Below are 15,765 nucleotides of genomic sequence, written 5' to 3'. Positions count from 1 at the left end.
CTCTTTCGTGTCCGATTCCCGGCCGAAGCGGGTCAATCATTTTTTCGCGTTCCAGGTCTTCGCTTTCGCGTTTCCCTTTCCGGCGAGTCCGACTCTATCAGATCCTTTCGGGCCTGATTCCCAGTCAGCGGGGCTTGTCCTCCCGGCCGTTGGGCCGTTCCGACGTCCAAAACTCTAGCGGATTTTCCCGGCGACTCATAATCGAGTCTTTCGAAATGAATTTCGGCATGCCGAAATCTTCCCGAGCCGGGAGATCGTGCGGAGTTTTGGTTGGCCGCTGTTGCGGCGGGATCGGTTGCCGCAGAACCGTTCAGGCTCTGTGGCAACCCGGAGAACACTACGGATCGGGGAAGGGCGTGTCAACCCCCGCCCCGTCTCCCTCCCAAGGCCCCCGTCAGTCCAGGTCGGTAAGGCGGCCGCCGGCGTCCGGCTGGGCGTGCTCCACCCGGCGCAGCAGGTGCGTCAGCATCTCGCCGAGCAGTCCGCGCTCCTCGCCCCCGAGGTCCTGGAGCAGGTCCGCCTCGAAGGCGGTCGCCATCCGCATCGCCTCCATCCACTTCGTCCGCCCCTCGTCCGTCAGCTCGACGATGACGCGGACGCGGTTGTTCTCGTCGCGGTCGCGGGTCACCAGTCCCTCACCGGCCATGCGGTCGATGCGGTGCGTCATGGCGGCCGGGGTGAGGCCGAGCCGCTTGGCGAGTTCACCGGGGCCCAGCCGGTACGGCTCCCCGCTGAGGACGAGGGTCTTGAGGACCTCCCACTCCGCGTTGCTGATGCCGAGGGTGGCGAGCTGTCTCCCGTACGCCACGTTCATCCGGCGGTTCAGCCGGCCGAGGGCGGAGACGACCTGTTCGACCTGGGGGTCCAGGTCGCGGTACTCGCGCTGGTAGGCGGCGATCTGCTCGTCGAGGCTCGGCTCGTGGAGTCCGGGCTCGCTGGTGTCAGACATGGCGCGCAGTATGGCACGTCGCCCGTAGCCGTCGAAGTCCTTCGAGTCATAGTGTTCGACGTCTAACTTTAGTGATAAAATCTTCGGGTTCGAGTCGTTCACTTGGGTACGGCTCAGAGGTTTCGAGAGCTTGAGGTAGGTGAGTGTGACCAGGGAAATGGGCGCAGCGCTCCGGCGGATTCAGCTGGGGAGCGCGCTGAGCGCGTTCGGGCTCGGGTTCACCGTTCCGTATCTGTACGTCTATGTGGCGCAGGTACGGGATCTGGGCGCCGGTACGGCGGGGATCGTCCTGGCGGTGTTCGCCATGGCGGCGCTGGCCGTCCTGCCGTTCACGGGCCGGGTGATCGACCGGCGCGGGCCGCTGCCCGTCCTGGTCGTCGCCTCCGCCGTCGCTTCCCTGGGCGCTGTCGCGCTCGGCCTGTCCTCGCAGGTCACCGGCGCTGTGCTGTCGGCCGCCGTGCTCGGCGCGGGTACGGCCGTGATGCAGCCGGCGCTGGCCACCATGCTCGTCCGGTGCACCGGCCCCGCCACCCGCACGCGGGCCTTCGCCATGCAGTTCTTCCTGCAGAACCTGGGGCTGGGCATCGGTGGTCTGGTCGGCGGGCAGATCGTCGACACGAGCAGCCCGGCGTCGTTCACGCTGCTGTTCCTGATCGAAGCGGTGATGTTCCTGGTGCTCGGCGCCATCGCGGCGACCGTGCGGATGCCGCGTACCCCCGCGGCCGTGCCGGAAGGCTCGGCGGGTTCAGCGGCCGGGCGCGGCGGGCTGCGGGTGCTGCTCTCGCACCGGGCGATGGTGCAGCTGTGCGTGCTGGGCTTCGTGCTGTTCTTCGCCTGCTACGGGCAGTTCGAGTCCGGGCTCGCGGCGTACGGCACCGAGGCGGCCGGAATCGAGCCCTCCACGCTCGGCGTGGCGCTGGCGGCCAACACGGCCGTCATCGTCATCGCGCAGTTCGTGGTGCTGCGGCTCGTGGAGCGCCGCCGGCGCACCCGGGTCATCGCCGCGGTCGGTCTGATCTGGGCCTTCGCCTGGATCGTGGCCGGTTACGCGGGGCTCGGGCACGGCAGCCAGACCATGGCGACGGCCGCGATGATCTCGACGTACGCGCTGTTCGGGCTCGGCGAGTCGATGCTGTCGCCGACCGTCGCGCCGCTGGTCGCGGACCTGGCGCCGGAGTCGATGGTGGGCCAGTACAACTCGGCGTTCGCGCTGTGCAAGCAGCTCGCGCTGGCGGTCGGCCCGGCGGTCGGCGGCCCCATGGGCGCCTCGCTGCACGGCCCGTACATCGTGACGTTCGTGCTGTTCTCGCTCGGGATCACCGCGCTCGCGCTCAAGCTGGGCCGGCGGCTCACCCCCGTACAGGACCAGCCGGCGCTCGCGAATGTGCCGTCCCGTGTGGTGGCCGTGTCCATGCCGGAGAGCGCGTCGGCCCCCGTGGCCGCCGCGCGCTGACCGCGCCCCCTACCGCGGCAGGGCGAACTCGCACCAGACCGCCTTGCCGCCGCCCGGCGTACGGCGGCTGCCCCACGCCGTGGCGATCGAGGCGACGATCTCGATGCCCCGGCCCGCCTCGTCCGCCGGGTCGGCGCGGCGGCGGCGCGGCAGGTGGTCGTCGCCGTCCGTCACCTCGATGATCAGGCGGCGGTCCGTACGCCGCAGCCCCAGGCGCATCGGCGGGGTGCCGTGCTGGAGGGAGTTGGCGACCAGCTCCCCCGCCGCGAGCACCCCTAGGTCGCGCAGCTCCACCGGGAAGCGCCACGAGGTGAGCACCCCCGTCGCGAAGGAGCGGGCGCGGGGCGCCGCCTCGATGCCGCCGAGCAGATCGAGCGAGGCGTTGTGGAACAGTTCGGCGGCGGCGCCCGTGCGCGCCGGGTGCTGGACGACCAGGACCGCCACGTCGTCGTCGTGCTCGGCGGTGACGTTCAGGGAGCGGATCAGCCGGTCGCACACCACCTGTGGTGCGCCCCGCGCGCCGGACAGCGCGCGCTCCAGCGCGGCCACGCCCTCGTCGATGTCCTCGCTGCGGCGCTCGACGAGCCCGTCCGTGTAGAGGACGGCCGTGGAGCCGGGCGGCAGCGGGATCGTGCCCGAGGTGTGGAGCCAGCCGCCGGTGCCCAGCGGGGGCCCGATCGGGTCCTCGGCGCGGCGCACCGTGCCGTCCTCCTCGCGCACCAGGATCGGCAGATGCCCGGCGGAGGCGTAGACGAGATGCCCCTCGTTGGGATCGTGGACGGCGTAGGCGCAGGTGGCGATCTGACTGGCGTCGATCTCGGCGGCGAGCCCGTCGAGCAGCTGGAGGACCTCGTGGGGCGGCAGGTCGAGCCGGGCGTAGGCGCGCACGGCGGTGCGCAGCTGGCCCATGACGGCGGCGGCGCGCACCCCGCGCCCCATGACGTCGCCGATGACCAGGGCGGTGCGGCCGGCGCCGAGGGTGATGACGTCGTACCAGTCGCCGCCGACCGCGGCGTCCGTGCCGCCCGGCTGGTAGGTGGCGGCGATCCGCAGGTCGTCGGGCTGTTCCAGCTCCTGCGGGAGGAGTGAGCGTTGCAGGGTGACGGCGGTTTCGCGGTGGCGGCCCTCGCTGGCGCGCAGCCGTTCGGCGGCCTCGGCGTGGTCGGTGACGTCGGCGGCGTACACCAGGACTCCGCTGTCGCGGCCCTTCTCCTCGTCGGGCCGTACGGGGGTGCAGGTCACGGTGTACGAGCGGCCGTCGGTGGCCTTGCGGGACTTGACCGTGCGCGGGGTGCCGCTGCGCAGGACCTGGTCCATGAGGGGGAGCAGGCCGATCGCGGTCAGCTCGGGCATCGCTTCGGCTGCGGGGGCACCGCAGGGGCGGGGGCCGAAGGCGGCGGTGTAGGCGTCGTTGACGTAGGCGATGCGGTGGTCGGGGCCGTGCACCAGGGCGACGAGGGCGGGCAGCCGGCCCAGGATGTCGCGGGCGGAGAGGTCCTCCAGGTCCGGCGCCCCGGGCAGGGGGCTTCCGGCGGGTCTGTCCCGGGGCGGGCCCGTACCCGGTTCGGCCCGGTTGTACTCGGCGCGGGCCGCCGGTACGGAGCTGTGGTCCTCCCGGGCGGCGCGACGCTGCGTACCGGGGAGGCGGGCGCTCCAACGCGTGAAGTTCACGGAATTTCTGGCCTCATGTGTCGGTCTGGTCCGCTCGGGCGGGCTGCTTCCTCTGCCGGGGCGTCCCACCTTGCCAGGGTGTTCGGCGGCCCCGGGGGGCGGTCTTCGCTGGTCACTGTCGGTTGCTGCCGGCCGGGTCACTCTGTGCAGATGCGGGCCCACCCATGGTCACACGTCCAGTGTGTCGGACCCTACTGACAGTCGTCCCCGTCGGGCCGCGGCCGGCGGCCTGCGGCGAGTTCGAACTCGGCCCTGGGATGCTCCAGGGAGCCGAGGGAGACGATTTCGCGTTTGAAGAGGCCCGCGAGTGTCCATTCGGCAAGGACGCGTGCCTTCCGGTTGAAGGTGGGAACCCGGCTCAGGTGGTACATGCGGTGGATCAGCCAGGCCGGATAGCCCTTCATCCGGCGTCCATAGATGTGCGCGACGCCCTTGTGCAGTCCGAGCGAGGCGACGGAGCCCGCGTAGCCGTGGCGGTACTCGGTGAGGGGTGTGCCGTCGAGCGCGGCGACGAGGTTGTCGGCGAGGACCTTGGCCTGGCGGACGGCGTGCTGGGCGTTGGGCGCGGTGGTGCGGCCGGTTTCGGCGGCGGTGAGGTCGGGAACGGCTGTGGCGTCGCCCGCCGACCAGGCGTGTTCGGTGCCTTCGACGGTGAGGCGGGCGGTGCAGACGAGCCTGCCGCGCTCGTCCAGGGGGAGGCCGGTGGCGGCGAGGAGCGGGGCGGGTTTGACGCCGGCCGTCCACACGAGGGTCCGGGTGGGGAAGCGGGAGCCGTCGCTGAGGACGGCGACCCGGTCCTCGCAGGAGTCCAGCCGGGTGTCGAGCCGTACGTCGATGTTGCGGCCGCGCAGTTCCCGTACGGCGTAGCGGCCCAGGGACTCACCGACCTCGGGCAGGATGCGGCCGGTGGCCTCGACGAGAATCCACTTCAGGTCCTCGGCCTTGATGTTGTGGTAGTACCGCGAGGTGTAGCGGGCCATGTCCTCCAGTTCGGCGAGCGCCTCCACTCCGGCGTAGCCGCCGCCGACGAAGACGAAGGTCAGGGCCGCGTCCCGGACGTCGGGGTCGCGGGTGGCGGAGGCGATGTCCATCTGCTCGATGACGTGGTTGCGCAGCCCGATGGCCTCCTCGATCGTCTTGAAACCCACGCCGTGGTCGGCGAGGCCGGGGACGGGGAGGGTGCGCGAGACGGAACCGGGGGCGAGGACGATCTCGTCGTACTCGATCTCCAGGGCGCCGGTGCCGTCCTCGCCGCTGGCGAGGGTGGTGACGGTGGCGGTGCGCTTGACGTGGTCGATGCTCTTCGCCTCACCGATGACGATGGTGCAGTGCGGCAGGACGCGGCGCAGCGGTACGACGACGTGGCGGGGTGAGATCGAGCCGGCGGCCGCTTCCGGGAGGAACGGCTGGTACGTCATGTAGGGCTCGGGCGTGACGACGATAATCTCCGCCTCGCCGCTTCTGAGTCTCCGCTTCAGCTTCCGCTGGAGACGCAGCGCTGTGTACATCCCGACGTAGCCTCCGCCGACGACGAGGACGCGCGCACCCGGCGGGGGGCCGGGGGGTGTGCCCCCGGAAGCTGAAGCCATCACCACCCCATGACGCAACGTGCACCGGAGTTTGTCCACAGCCCCGGCAAATTGTGTGACCGGACTTCGTGAACGGGTCGCCTCCGCGGGCCGGACCGTTGGTGTGCAAGCCCCGCAGGTCAGGCATCGCGGTACGCGGCAGGGCCGGGGTTCAAGTGGTGACCAACCGGTCCTTGCTCCGATCGGGGGGCGCTCCGGGCGGAACTGCCCTCTTCTGAATTGACCCTGGCTCAACTATGTTCGTATGTCGTCAGGGTGTCGGACGGTGACGATCGGTCCGCGCTCGACAGACACGGCGGGAGTCTCCGGGGGGAGACGTCATAACCGGGGGAACAGTTATGGATATTCAGGAATCGCATTGGCCGACAACTGCTGTCGCGCCTGAAGAAAGCGGACACATCGGGGCAGTCGGCACCCTCAACGGGGTGGGCGGCCCGGCGACCACGTCTCAGGCGGCGGGCAGCCCCCTGAACAACGGCATGGGTTCCGCGTCGGCGCATGTGCGGTCGGCCCCGCTGCGGGTGGACGCGCAGCGCAATCTGGAACACGTGCTGCGAGCCGCGCGCGAGGTGTTCGGGGAGCTGGGTTACGGCGCCCCGATGGAGGACGTGGCCCGTCGCGCCAGGGTCGGCGTGGGAACGGTCTACCGGCGCTTCCCCAGCAAGGACGTGCTGGTGCGCCGGATAGCCGAGGAGGAGACCTCCCGGCTGACCGATCAGGCCCGGTCCGCGCTCGGGCAGGAGGACGAGCCCTGGTCGGCGCTCTCCCGCTTCCTGCGGACGTCGGTGGCGTCGGGGGCCGGACGGCTCCTGCCGCCGCAGATACTGCGGGTCGGTGTGGAGCCCGAGGACTCGACGGCGGTCGGCGAGGCCGGTGGCCTCGCGGCCGGGGAGGCCGCGGGCGACGAGCCCCGCGTGCCCCAGCAGCGCCAGGAGACCGGCGCGGCTCGGGTGGCCGGGCAGCGGCCCGCTCCGGAGACGGGCGGCGAGGACCTGGGCGCCGGTGCTGCCGAACTGCTGGAGGTCGTGGGGCGGCTGGTCGAGCGCGCGCGGACCTCGGGTGAGCTGCGCCGCGATGTGACGGTGTCGGACGTGCTGCTGGTCATCGCGACGGCGGCGCCCTCGCTGCCGGACGCGGCTCAGCAGGCGGCGGCCTCGTCCCGGCTGCTGGACATCCTGCTGGAGGGCCTGCGCTCCCGCCCCGTGTGACGGGTGCGCGCCCGCGGCCCGGGGGACGGGCGGCGGGCGCGACGCGCGTGCGGGTACCGGCTCCGATGCGGGTCCGGACGTCAACTTCGAGTGTGCGCCCCTTCCCCGAATGAGTGCCGCGCAGGGCTCATATTCGGGGAAGGCGTCCCCGGATGAGTGGTTGGCGGGGCTGTGGGCCCGCCTCCTCGGCGCTCTGTGGCACGCTTGCCCGGTATTCGGGTCCGATGGCGCATACGGGGGCGTCCGCGATGAGCGGTGACGGGCAGAGGGAAGAGTCGCACGACGGTGTGTCCGTCACGGGCGACGGTACGAGAGCGGTCGGCCCGCCCGGCCATCAGGTGCCGAGCCAGGCCGTCCCCGGTCACCACGACGTCGACGAGGACGACAGTGGCGGAACGGTCCTGCCGGGCCCCTGGCCGCCCGCCGCCGACGACGACGCACCGGACGCCTCCGGGGCCCCGGGCACGGCGGCGGCAGGGGCAGCGGCGGAGCAGCCGGCCGCCGTGCCGATGCAGCGGGCGGGACGCGGCTCGGACGCCGAGCTGATCCAGCGCATGCGCGAGGGCGACGACCTCGCGTACGACGAGCTGTTCCGGCGCCACGCCCAGGCCGTCCGCCGCTACGCCCGCACCTGCTGCCGGGACGCGCACACCGCAGACGACCTGACGGCCGAGGTGTTCGCCCGCACCCTGCAGGCGGTACGGGGCGGCAAGGGGCCCGAGGAGGCGGTGCGCGCCTATCTGATGACGGCGGTCCGCCATGTGGCCGCCGCCTGGACGAAGACCGCCAAGCGCGAGCAACTGGTCGACGACTTCGCCGCGTTCGCCGCCCAGGCCGCGCGCTCGTCCGAGGTGTCGGACGCGGACACCCTCGACCTCGGCGCGGATGTGCTGGCGATGCACGAGGCCGAGCAGTCGATGGCCATGCAGGCCTTCCGCAGCCTCCCGGAGCGCTGGCAGGCGGTCCTCTGGCACACCACCGTCGAGGAGGAGTCGCCCAGCGACGTCGCCCCGCTCTTCGGGCTGACCGCGAACGCCACATCGGTGCTGGCCAGCCGGGCCCGCGAAGGGCTCAAGCAGGCCTACCTCCAGGCCCATGTGAGCCAGGCGCTCACCTCGGGCGGCGACTGCGCACGGTACGCGGACCGGCTCGGCGCGTACGCGCGCGGCGGGCTGCGAATGCGGGCGGAGCGCGGGCTGCGGAGCCATCTGGACGAGTGCGTGAAGTGCCGGGTGGCCGCGGGCGAACTGGCCCAGGTCAACGCCGGTATCCCCGCGCTGCTTCCGGTCGCGGTCATCGGCTGGTTCGCCGCCGGGTACGCCCTCAAGGCCGCCGGAGTGGTGGCCGGAGGAGCCTCCGGGGCCGCCGGGGCGGGTGCCGCCGCGGCGGCGACCGGCGGGGGCTCCTCGGCGGGTTCGGCCGGTGGCGCGGCGGCCTCCGAAGGGCTCGGCGCGCCGGCCAAGGCCGGGATCGCGGCGGCGGTGGCCGTCGCGGCGGCGGCCGGGCTCGTCTGGGCCCTGGTGGGCGACGACAGCCCCCGGCCCGAGGCGAAGCCGGTCCCCAAGCCACCGGCCGTGGCGCCGGCCGTGCCCTCGCCGACACCGCCGAAGCCGACTCCTCCGAAACCCGCGCCGACGCCGCCGCGCCCCGCGCCGCCGGCTCCCACGCCCCCGAAGCCCACACCGCCCCCACCCACGCCCACGCCGACACCCACCCCCACCCCGACACCCACGCCCACGCCAACGCCAACGCCAACGCCGAGCCCCACGCAGACACCCCCGCCTCCCGCGCCGGAGCCGGAGGTCTACCAGGTCAACGAGCTGGACTACACCGTCGTCGGCGACCACACCGCGCCCGAGGTCGTCATCGGCGAGAGCGGCTGGGTCTGGCAGCGCTCCAACCTGTCCATCGGCGGCACGCGGTACGCGCACGGGGTGACCGTCAGCAGCCGCTCCTCGGTGGTCATCCAGCTGAACCGCCAGTGCACCCGGTACGAGGCGATGGCCGGGGTCGACGACCTGACGCGCGGGCTCGGCGCGATGCGGTTCTCGGTGTTCGGCGGTGACGGTACGCGGCTGTGGCAGTCACCGGTGATGCGCGGCGGCGAACCCGCCGTGCCGGTCGCGGTGAACGTCGAGGGGCAGCAGCGGATTCGCCTCGTCGTGGAGCCGGAGCGGCCGTTCCGCGGAATCGCCCTCGCGGACTGGGCCGCGTCCCGCATCAGCTGCCGCTGAGGGCCGGCCCCTCCGCGACGACCTCGTCCAGCACGTCGATGACGTCGTCCAGGGTCAGCGCGCGGCCTGCGGTGCGCTCCCGCTCGTAGCGGGCGGCGCCCAGCTCCTCGCGGCACAGGTGCGCCGCCGCGTCGATCTCGGCCCGCTCCCCCGCGCTCCTCGGGCTCGACACCCGCCGCCACTCGTCGGAGGCGGCGAAGACGCGGACGGCGGCCGCATGGTGGCCCAGCTTCGCCAGGACCGTCACCGCGCCGTCCGCCAGCAGCCCCGTGACGCTCTCGGCGCACTGCGCGTCGCGTGCCGCCACGAGGCACTCGGCCAGCCCGCGCGCACCCACGGCCGGACCGCCCCCGGGCTCCGGCTCGTACACGGCGATCCGGGCCGCCAGACCGGCCATCGTCACCGTGAAGTGCGACGGCGGCCCGCCGCGCCCGGCCTCCTCCATCGCGGCGGTGATATGCCGCCGGGCCTCCGCGATGTCGCCCCGGTAGAACGCCATGGTGGCGCGCAGATAGCGGATGTACGCCATGGCGTCGTGCGCCTGGTGGCGCTCCGCCTCGACCTCCGAGGCATCCAGCCGCCGTTGGGCATCGGCCGGGTCACCAGTGCGGTAGGAGAGTTCGGCGAGGCGGGCCAGGTGGAACGGCGCCTCGGCGTGGGCGCCGACCTCCCGGCACAGCACCAGCGCCTCCTCGTACGCCGTCCGGGCCTCCTCGTAACGCCCGCGCATCATGCCCGCCTCGGCCACCGCGCTGGCCACCTGGGCCCGCATCCAGCGGTCGCCGACGCGGCGGCTCAGGTCGCGCAGTTCTTCGAGGTCGTCGTCGATGCCGGGCATCCCGCCGGGCATGTCCACCAGCATGTGCGCGCGGAACATCAGGATGACGCCGTACTCCCACGGTTCGCCGTGCTCACGGGCGTTGTCGACCGCCTCGTTGATCTTCTCCCGCGTGTCCTCCGAGGAACCGGTGAGATAGGAGGTCATCGGCCAGAGCAGACCGGGGAAGCGCACGCCGTGGGTGGGAGAGCCGGCGAACACGTCGGCCACCCGTGTCACGAGCGCGTGGAGTCCGGTGTCGCCGTGGGCCATCGCGGAGTGCCCGCTCTCCGCCGCGTAGAAGAACCACAGCAGATGCAGGTTCATCCGGGGCCAGAAGCGGGGGTCCGACTCGTCGGTGGGCTCGGGGCCGAGCGAACGGGCCCGCTGGGTCCAGGACAGGCCCTCGGATCGGTAGTTGCGCAGCCACCAGAACCAGCCCATGCCCAGCACCAGGCGGGCGGCCTCCGTTTCGGACGGTGCGGTGGGCGCGGTGGTGCGCTGGAGAGCGGCCCGGATGTTGTCGAGGTCGGTCTCCAGGCGCTGTATCCAGGGCAGCTGGTCGCCGGAGCGCAGCCGCGGCTCCGCCTCCTCGACCAGGGCGAGGAAGTACCCGGTGTGCGCGCGCTCGGCGGCGGCGCGTACGTCCGGGGTCTCGGCGCTCCGCTCGGTGGCGTACTCGTGGATCGTCTCCAGGAGGCGGTAGCGCATCGCGCCGTCGGCCGCCGGGGCGGCCACCACCAGGGACTTGTCCACCAGCGCGCCGAGCAGGTCGGCGGTGCCGGCGGCGGGCCTGCCGGGCGCGGCCGGGGTGCTGATCACCGCCTCGGCGGCGGCCAGGTCCCAGCCACCCGCGAAGACGGAGACCTGGCACAGGGCCGTGCGCTCATCCTCGTCCAGCAGGTCCCAGGACCAGTCGACCACCGCGCGCAGGGTCTGCTGCCGGGGCAGTACGGTCCGGCTGCCGCCCGTCAGCAGGCGGAACCTGTCGTCGAGCCGGTCCGCGATCTGCCGTGGCCCGAGCAGGCGCAGCCGGGCGGCGGCCAGTTCGATGGCCAGCGGCAGCCCGTCCAGCCGGCGGCAGATCTCCGCGACGGCGTCCGCGTCGTGCGCGGCCCCCTGTTCCGGGTCGAATCCGGGGCGTACGGCCCTGGCGCGCTCGGTGAACAGGCGGTGCGCCGGGTCGGCGGGGAGCGGCCCGACCGGCCGTACGGACTCGCCGGGGACGGCGAGCGGTTCCCGGCTGGTGGCGAGGACGCGCAGTTGCGGGCAACGGGTCAGCAGGGTCTCGGCCAGTAAGGCGGCGGCGCCGATGACGTGCTCGCAGTTGTCCAGGATGAGGAGCACCGGCGCGGGGCGGGAGCCGTGGCCCAGCCGGTCCACCAGCACATCGACCGGGTCGGTGCGCGGGGGTGCCCCGTCGAGGGTGTTGTCCCGCAGCAGCGTGGTCTCGCGCAGCCCGAGCGCGGAGAGCACGGCGTCCGGGACGGCTTCCGGGTCCTCCACGGGCGCGAGTTCGGCGATCCAGACCTCGGGCGGGGCCGCGCCGGGCCCGGAGGCGGGCTCCTGGCGAGCCGCTGCCTCCTCGGCGAGCCGGGTCTTGCCGGAGCCGCCGGGGCCGGTGAGCGTGACCAGCCGGGAGCGCGTCAGGTCGTCGCGGATGGCGCGGAGTTCGGGCTCGCGCCCCACGAAGGAGGTGAGCCGGGGGCGCAGATTGCTCCGGGCGGGTTTCACGTGAAACAACCCGGTTTCACCGGACGCGGACCCGGCACCGGACCCGGCAGGCTGAGCAAGCCCGGATGCCTCAGCGGACCTGGATACCGATGCGGACCCGGCAGCCTGGGCGAAGCCACCAGCCGGTACGGACCCGGCAGCCCGCGCGGCGGCGGACACATCGGCAGCCGGTGTGAACGCGGGCGCGGGCGCCAGTAGTTCGCGGTGCAAAGCCGCCAGCTCCGGTCCGGGGTCGGTGCCGAGCCCATCGGCGAGGGCGCGGCGCGCGTCCTCGTACGCGGCGAGCGCGTCGGCCTGTCGGCCGTCGGCGCGCAGGGCCCGTATGAGCTGCGCCCGGAAGCGCTCGTCGTACGGGTGGGCGGCGACCAGCTCCGTCAGCTCGGCAACCAGATCGGCGGCGGAGGCCGCGGAGGCGGGCGCGGTGGACCGGCCGGCCGTCACCCGCCGCAGGTCCGTCTCGATGCGGCGCTCCAGCGTGGCCAGGCGGTGGGCCTCCGGGCGGAGGGCGTGGCCGTGGTCGCCGTCCGGGAGGTCGGCCAGGGCCGGGCCGCGCCACAGGGCGAGCGCGCTCCGCAGATCGTGGGCGGCCTCCTCCAGCGCCCCGGAGTCGAGCGCGGCGCCGCCCTGCCGGGCCAGCCGCTCGAACTCGTACAGGTCCACGTCCTGCGGGCCCGCCGTCAGGCGGTAGCCGCCCGGCGTACTGGCCACCGCCTCCCGGCCGAGTGCCTTGCGCAGCCGGCCTACGAGGGCCTGGAGGGCCGCCGGGGCGTCCGCCGGGGGTTCGTCCGCCCAGACGTCGTCGACCAGATCGGCGACGGGAACGGGGCGGCCCGGCCGCAGGGCGAGGGCGGCGAGAAGAGCGCGCAGCCTGCTGCCGCCGAGGGGCAGCGCGTCACCGTTCTCGTCTCGCGCCTCGCTGGCGCCCAGGATCAGATACCGCACGTCACCATTGTGTCCTGCACCGTGCCCGGCCAGCAGGGCTCGGAAGGGCGCGGGCGCCCCCGGCTCATCCCTGGAGCGAGCGCCGGGCCGGGACGACTCCACCGGCCACCGCGCGCTGGCGGGGGGCCGCCGAGCCCGTCCAGCAGGTGCCGCGCCGGGAGATGAGACGGCGCAGCCACAGTTCCGTGGAGGCGAGATCGGCGAGGCCGTCCAGCGGCAGCGGCTCGCCCTCGGAGGCGGCGCGCAGGGCCTTGCGGACGACGCGGGCCTCCACCAGTCCGGCGTCCGCGAGCAGCGGGGCGTCGAAGAGGGCGATCAGCTCGGGCAGCGCGGCGCGCAGCCCGGTCCGGGTCACCGTGGTGGAGGTGTGCTGCGAGGGCGCGCCCCAGCCGGGAGGCAGTTCGTGGATGCCCGCGCCGGCCAGCACGCGGCGCAGGATCGCCGCGCGGGCGCCCGGCTGGACGCGCAGGGATTCGGGGAGCGCGCGGGCGGCGCGTACGACCTGGTTGTCGAGGAACGGGGCGTGGAGCCGCTGGGAGCGGATCTCGGCGGCCTGCTCCAGGATGCGGTGGTCGGCGGCGCTGCGGGCGAGGGCGGCGCGGGCCCGTGCCTCGCCGGGGCGCTGGACGGAGGAGGGGCGGATCGCCGCCTCCTGGAGACGAACCGATACTTCTGCGAGCGCCTCCCCGGTCAGCCAGCGGGCGGCGGGCCCCGGCCGGGACCAGGCGAGCGCGGCGAGCGAGGCGTCGGCGGGGGTGTCGAGCCCCGGAGCGAGGCGGTTGGCCTCGGGCAGCCGTCCGGCGGCCGTTTCGAGGCCGGTCCGGTACGACGTACGGGCGAGCCGGCGGGCCGCCCGGTAGACCGTGAGCGGGACGAACAACGACTGGGCGGAGGGGCCTTCGGCCTTGGCGAGCGCGGCGACCGGGCGCAGCAGGTGGCGTCGGCGCCGGTCCATGAGCAGGTCGGCGAGGCGGGCCGGGTGGGCGTCGAGCACCTGGCGGGCACCGGCGCCCACGAAATGGTCGGCGCTGCCTGCGGAGAGCCGGCGGCGGTGGCGTTCGGCGAGGACGAGGGAGGGGGCGGGCTCGTCGGTGAGCGCGCCGGTGCCCAGCGCGGCGTAGGGCAGGGCCTCCTCACCGGCCGCGACGACGACGTGGTGCAGGCGGGGGTTGGCGGCGATGGCGCGGGCGCGTTCGAGTTCGGGCTCGTGGGCGCGGGTCGTCAGATCGTTGAAGGTGACGGCGAGCAGCCGCTCCCCGGCGCCGGTGCCGTGGCCCAGGATCGTGCCGGGCAGTCCGGGGAGTCCGGCGGCGAGCAGGGCGAGGGTCGCCGACGCGCTGCCGCCGGAGAGGTCGGCGCCGATGCCGGGCACGGGGGCGCCCCGGGCGGCACGGCGTTCGGCGGGCCCCATGCCGGGGACCGGGCCGGGGTCGGGGGGCAGGGTCTCCGGGGCGTGGCGGGGGGCCAGGAGCCGGGCGCGTACCGCTTCGACCAGGGCGTCGCGGACGCCGTCCACGGCGCTCACCGGGTCGAGTTCGGGCGCGGCGACGGCGAGGGAGGCGACGGCCTCGTAGCCGGTGATCTCGCGGGAGCCCTCGCGGAGGATCAGGGCGTGGCCGGGCGGGATGCGTTTCACGCCCGCGTACGGGGTGCCGTCGCCCAGCGCCTCCGGGGTCTCGGGGCAGGCCAGCAGTGCGGCCAGGTGCCCGATGTCCAGCTGGGCCTCGATCAGGTCGGCCAGCGGCAGTGCGGCGGTGGCGTACGCGGTGCCGCCCGCCCAGGGTGTGTAGAAGACGGGGCGGGCTCCGGCGAGGTCGCCGACGACGGTGATGCGGCGGCCGATCTGGACGACGGCCGTGTAGCTGCCGGTCCATGCGGTGAGGTGGCGCAGGGCGCCGCCGCGCGCGGCGAGGAGGCCGACGCGCAGTTGTTCGTCGGTGGCGCCGCAGCAGCCGAGGACGGCGAGCCGGACGGTGGGGGCGCCTTCGGCGGTGTCCACCCGGATCGTGCGGATCTCGTCTGGCCGCCAGTCGCCGACCGCCCAGAGCGGATCGGGGTCGCTCCACAGGAGTTGGGAGCCCACGGGGTGCATCGTGCGCCCGTCGTCACCGCCGCCGACCGCCCCGGCCGTGCCGAAGCGCGCGGCGATACTGCTCCAACCCACCAACCAACGCATCGCCGCCTCCACAGGCTGTGGACAAAAACGGCGCGGCAGGCAGGCACCCGGAGAACTCCGGTGGCGATCGGCGCCGTTGCGGACATGCTGCCACGACAACGGCGTGCGGGAGTGGCTACGGACGGCGCACGTCGTGCGCGCATGCGCCCCTGGCAAAGGCCGCGGGGCGAACGGCGGGGCGCGCGTCCCGCGCGCGGCCTCCGCGCGTCGTCCGGGAGGGCAACGCGGGGGCGGCGGGCGGGCGTTGTGTTCCCCGTTCCCGCCGGGTGCGAACGCCCCCTTCCGGCCAGGGCCCGCACGCGGTGGGCGCGGCTGCCGGGATGCCCGCGCGTCCCCCGGCCCGACCCCGACCGACCGTCGAGATCCGGCCATTCTCACGCGAGGAGGGAACCGCCGACCTCCCGACCGGCCGCCCCGTTCATCCGCATCTGCCCGTGTTCGGTCGGCGCTTCCGCGCTCGGCCCGCCCGGCCGGCCCCACAGGGGCGTCCTCCCCCGCAGGACGCCCCCGCACCCCCGAACGCACGGTCCGGGAGGCGGGCCTCGCCTCCCGGACCGGTCCCACCGCCTGCGGGGAATGAGGCGGCGATTTCCCCCAGCTCCCTGCTTCCAGCACAGCGAGCCGATCCACGCAGCACCCATGCAAGCGCCGCCCCCGGGGCCCGGCCAGAGCGCACATGCGGGCGCACGGCCACACACCGGGGGGCACACGCGGACCGCCGCCGACGGACCTCGCGACGGCGGCCGGGAGCGGTGGGGAACGGCTCCGCACCCGTACACCCGCGCGCCGGTCGGCGCTGGTCGGCGGGGTCGGGGAGCGCGGCGGCGGGCGGCCCGGAGCAGCGGCGCGAGCGGTCCGCACACCACTCCGGGCCGGTGGGGGACGGGGGCCGGCGGACCTCCGCGTACCCTCCCCCGCGCCCCCTCATCCCTCTCGCCCCGCCTCCGCTCGTCCGCCGCCCCTCCTCCGTCGTGTGTTCACCCCTGGTGTCC

The 15,765-nt window shown here is 74.2% G+C and carries 8 protein-coding genes; 3 read left to right on the top strand and 5 right to left on the bottom strand.

Annotated elements, in window-relative coordinates:
* Window positions 1-394 precede the first annotated feature (394 nt).
* The gene (locus tag DNK56_RS19210; RefSeq protein WP_111336448.1) at window positions 395-949 is read right to left on the bottom strand and encodes a MarR family winged helix-turn-helix transcriptional regulator; all 555 of its coding nucleotides are present in this window, start codon (window positions 947-949) and stop codon (window positions 395-397) included.
* A gap of 157 nt (window positions 950-1,106) precedes the next feature.
* Between DNK56_RS19210 and DNK56_RS19205 the strand changes: the two genes are divergently transcribed.
* Window positions 1,107-2,402, top strand: coding sequence for an MFS transporter (locus DNK56_RS19205; protein ID WP_111336445.1), 1,296 nt, complete (start codon window positions 1,107-1,109; stop codon window positions 2,400-2,402).
* A 9-nt stretch (window positions 2,403-2,411) separates the two neighbouring features.
* Here DNK56_RS19205 and DNK56_RS19200 read toward each other — a convergent pair whose 3' ends face one another.
* Together DNK56_RS19200 and DNK56_RS19195 are read right to left on the bottom strand one after the other, a co-directional pair.
* Window positions 2,412-4,073 (bottom strand): ATP-binding SpoIIE family protein phosphatase, encoded by a 1,662-nt coding sequence (locus tag DNK56_RS19200; RefSeq protein WP_111336443.1) that lies wholly within the window; start codon window positions 4,071-4,073, stop codon window positions 2,412-2,414.
* A 191-nt stretch (window positions 4,074-4,264) separates the two neighbouring features.
* Window positions 4,265-5,662 (bottom strand): NAD(P)/FAD-dependent oxidoreductase, encoded by a 1,398-nt coding sequence (locus DNK56_RS19195; RefSeq protein ID WP_111336441.1) that lies wholly within the window; start codon window positions 5,660-5,662, stop codon window positions 4,265-4,267.
* 338 nt (window positions 5,663-6,000) lie between these two features.
* On the opposite strand from DNK56_RS19195, the gene DNK56_RS19190 reads away from it, so the two are divergent.
* Both DNK56_RS19190 and DNK56_RS19185 read left to right on the top strand, forming a co-directional pair.
* A complete protein-coding gene (locus tag DNK56_RS19190) occupies window positions 6,001-6,870 on the top strand; it encodes a helix-turn-helix domain-containing protein (protein WP_199564810.1) in 870 nt (289 codons plus the stop codon).
* Window positions 6,871-7,118: 248 nt separating this feature from the next.
* On the top strand, window positions 7,119-9,104 hold the full coding sequence (locus tag DNK56_RS19185) for a sigma-70 family RNA polymerase sigma factor (RefSeq protein ID WP_199564820.1): 1,986 nt from the start codon (window positions 7,119-7,121) through the stop codon (window positions 9,102-9,104).
* Here DNK56_RS19185 and DNK56_RS19180 read toward each other — a convergent pair.
* The gene (locus tag DNK56_RS19180) at window positions 9,091-12,597 is read right to left on the bottom strand and encodes an AfsR/SARP family transcriptional regulator (protein WP_111336432.1); all 3,507 of its coding nucleotides are present in this window, start codon (window positions 12,595-12,597) and stop codon (window positions 9,091-9,093) included. The genes DNK56_RS19185 and DNK56_RS19180 overlap by 14 nt on opposite strands.
* A 64-nt stretch (window positions 12,598-12,661) precedes the next feature.
* Window positions 12,662-14,773 carry an asparagine synthase-related protein gene (locus DNK56_RS19175; RefSeq protein WP_111336429.1) on the bottom strand — a complete coding sequence of 704 codons (2,112 nt, stop codon included), beginning with the start codon at window positions 14,771-14,773 and terminating at the stop codon, window positions 12,662-12,664.
* Between the last annotated feature and the right edge of the window lie 992 nt (window positions 14,774-15,765).

This window comes from Streptomyces sp. AC1-42W, assembly GCF_003248355.1.
GTDB lineage: Bacteria > Actinomycetota > Actinomycetes > Streptomycetales > Streptomycetaceae > Streptomyces.
Note: the sequence above shows the minus strand (reverse complement) of the source record. Positions and strands in the feature narration are given on the sequence as shown.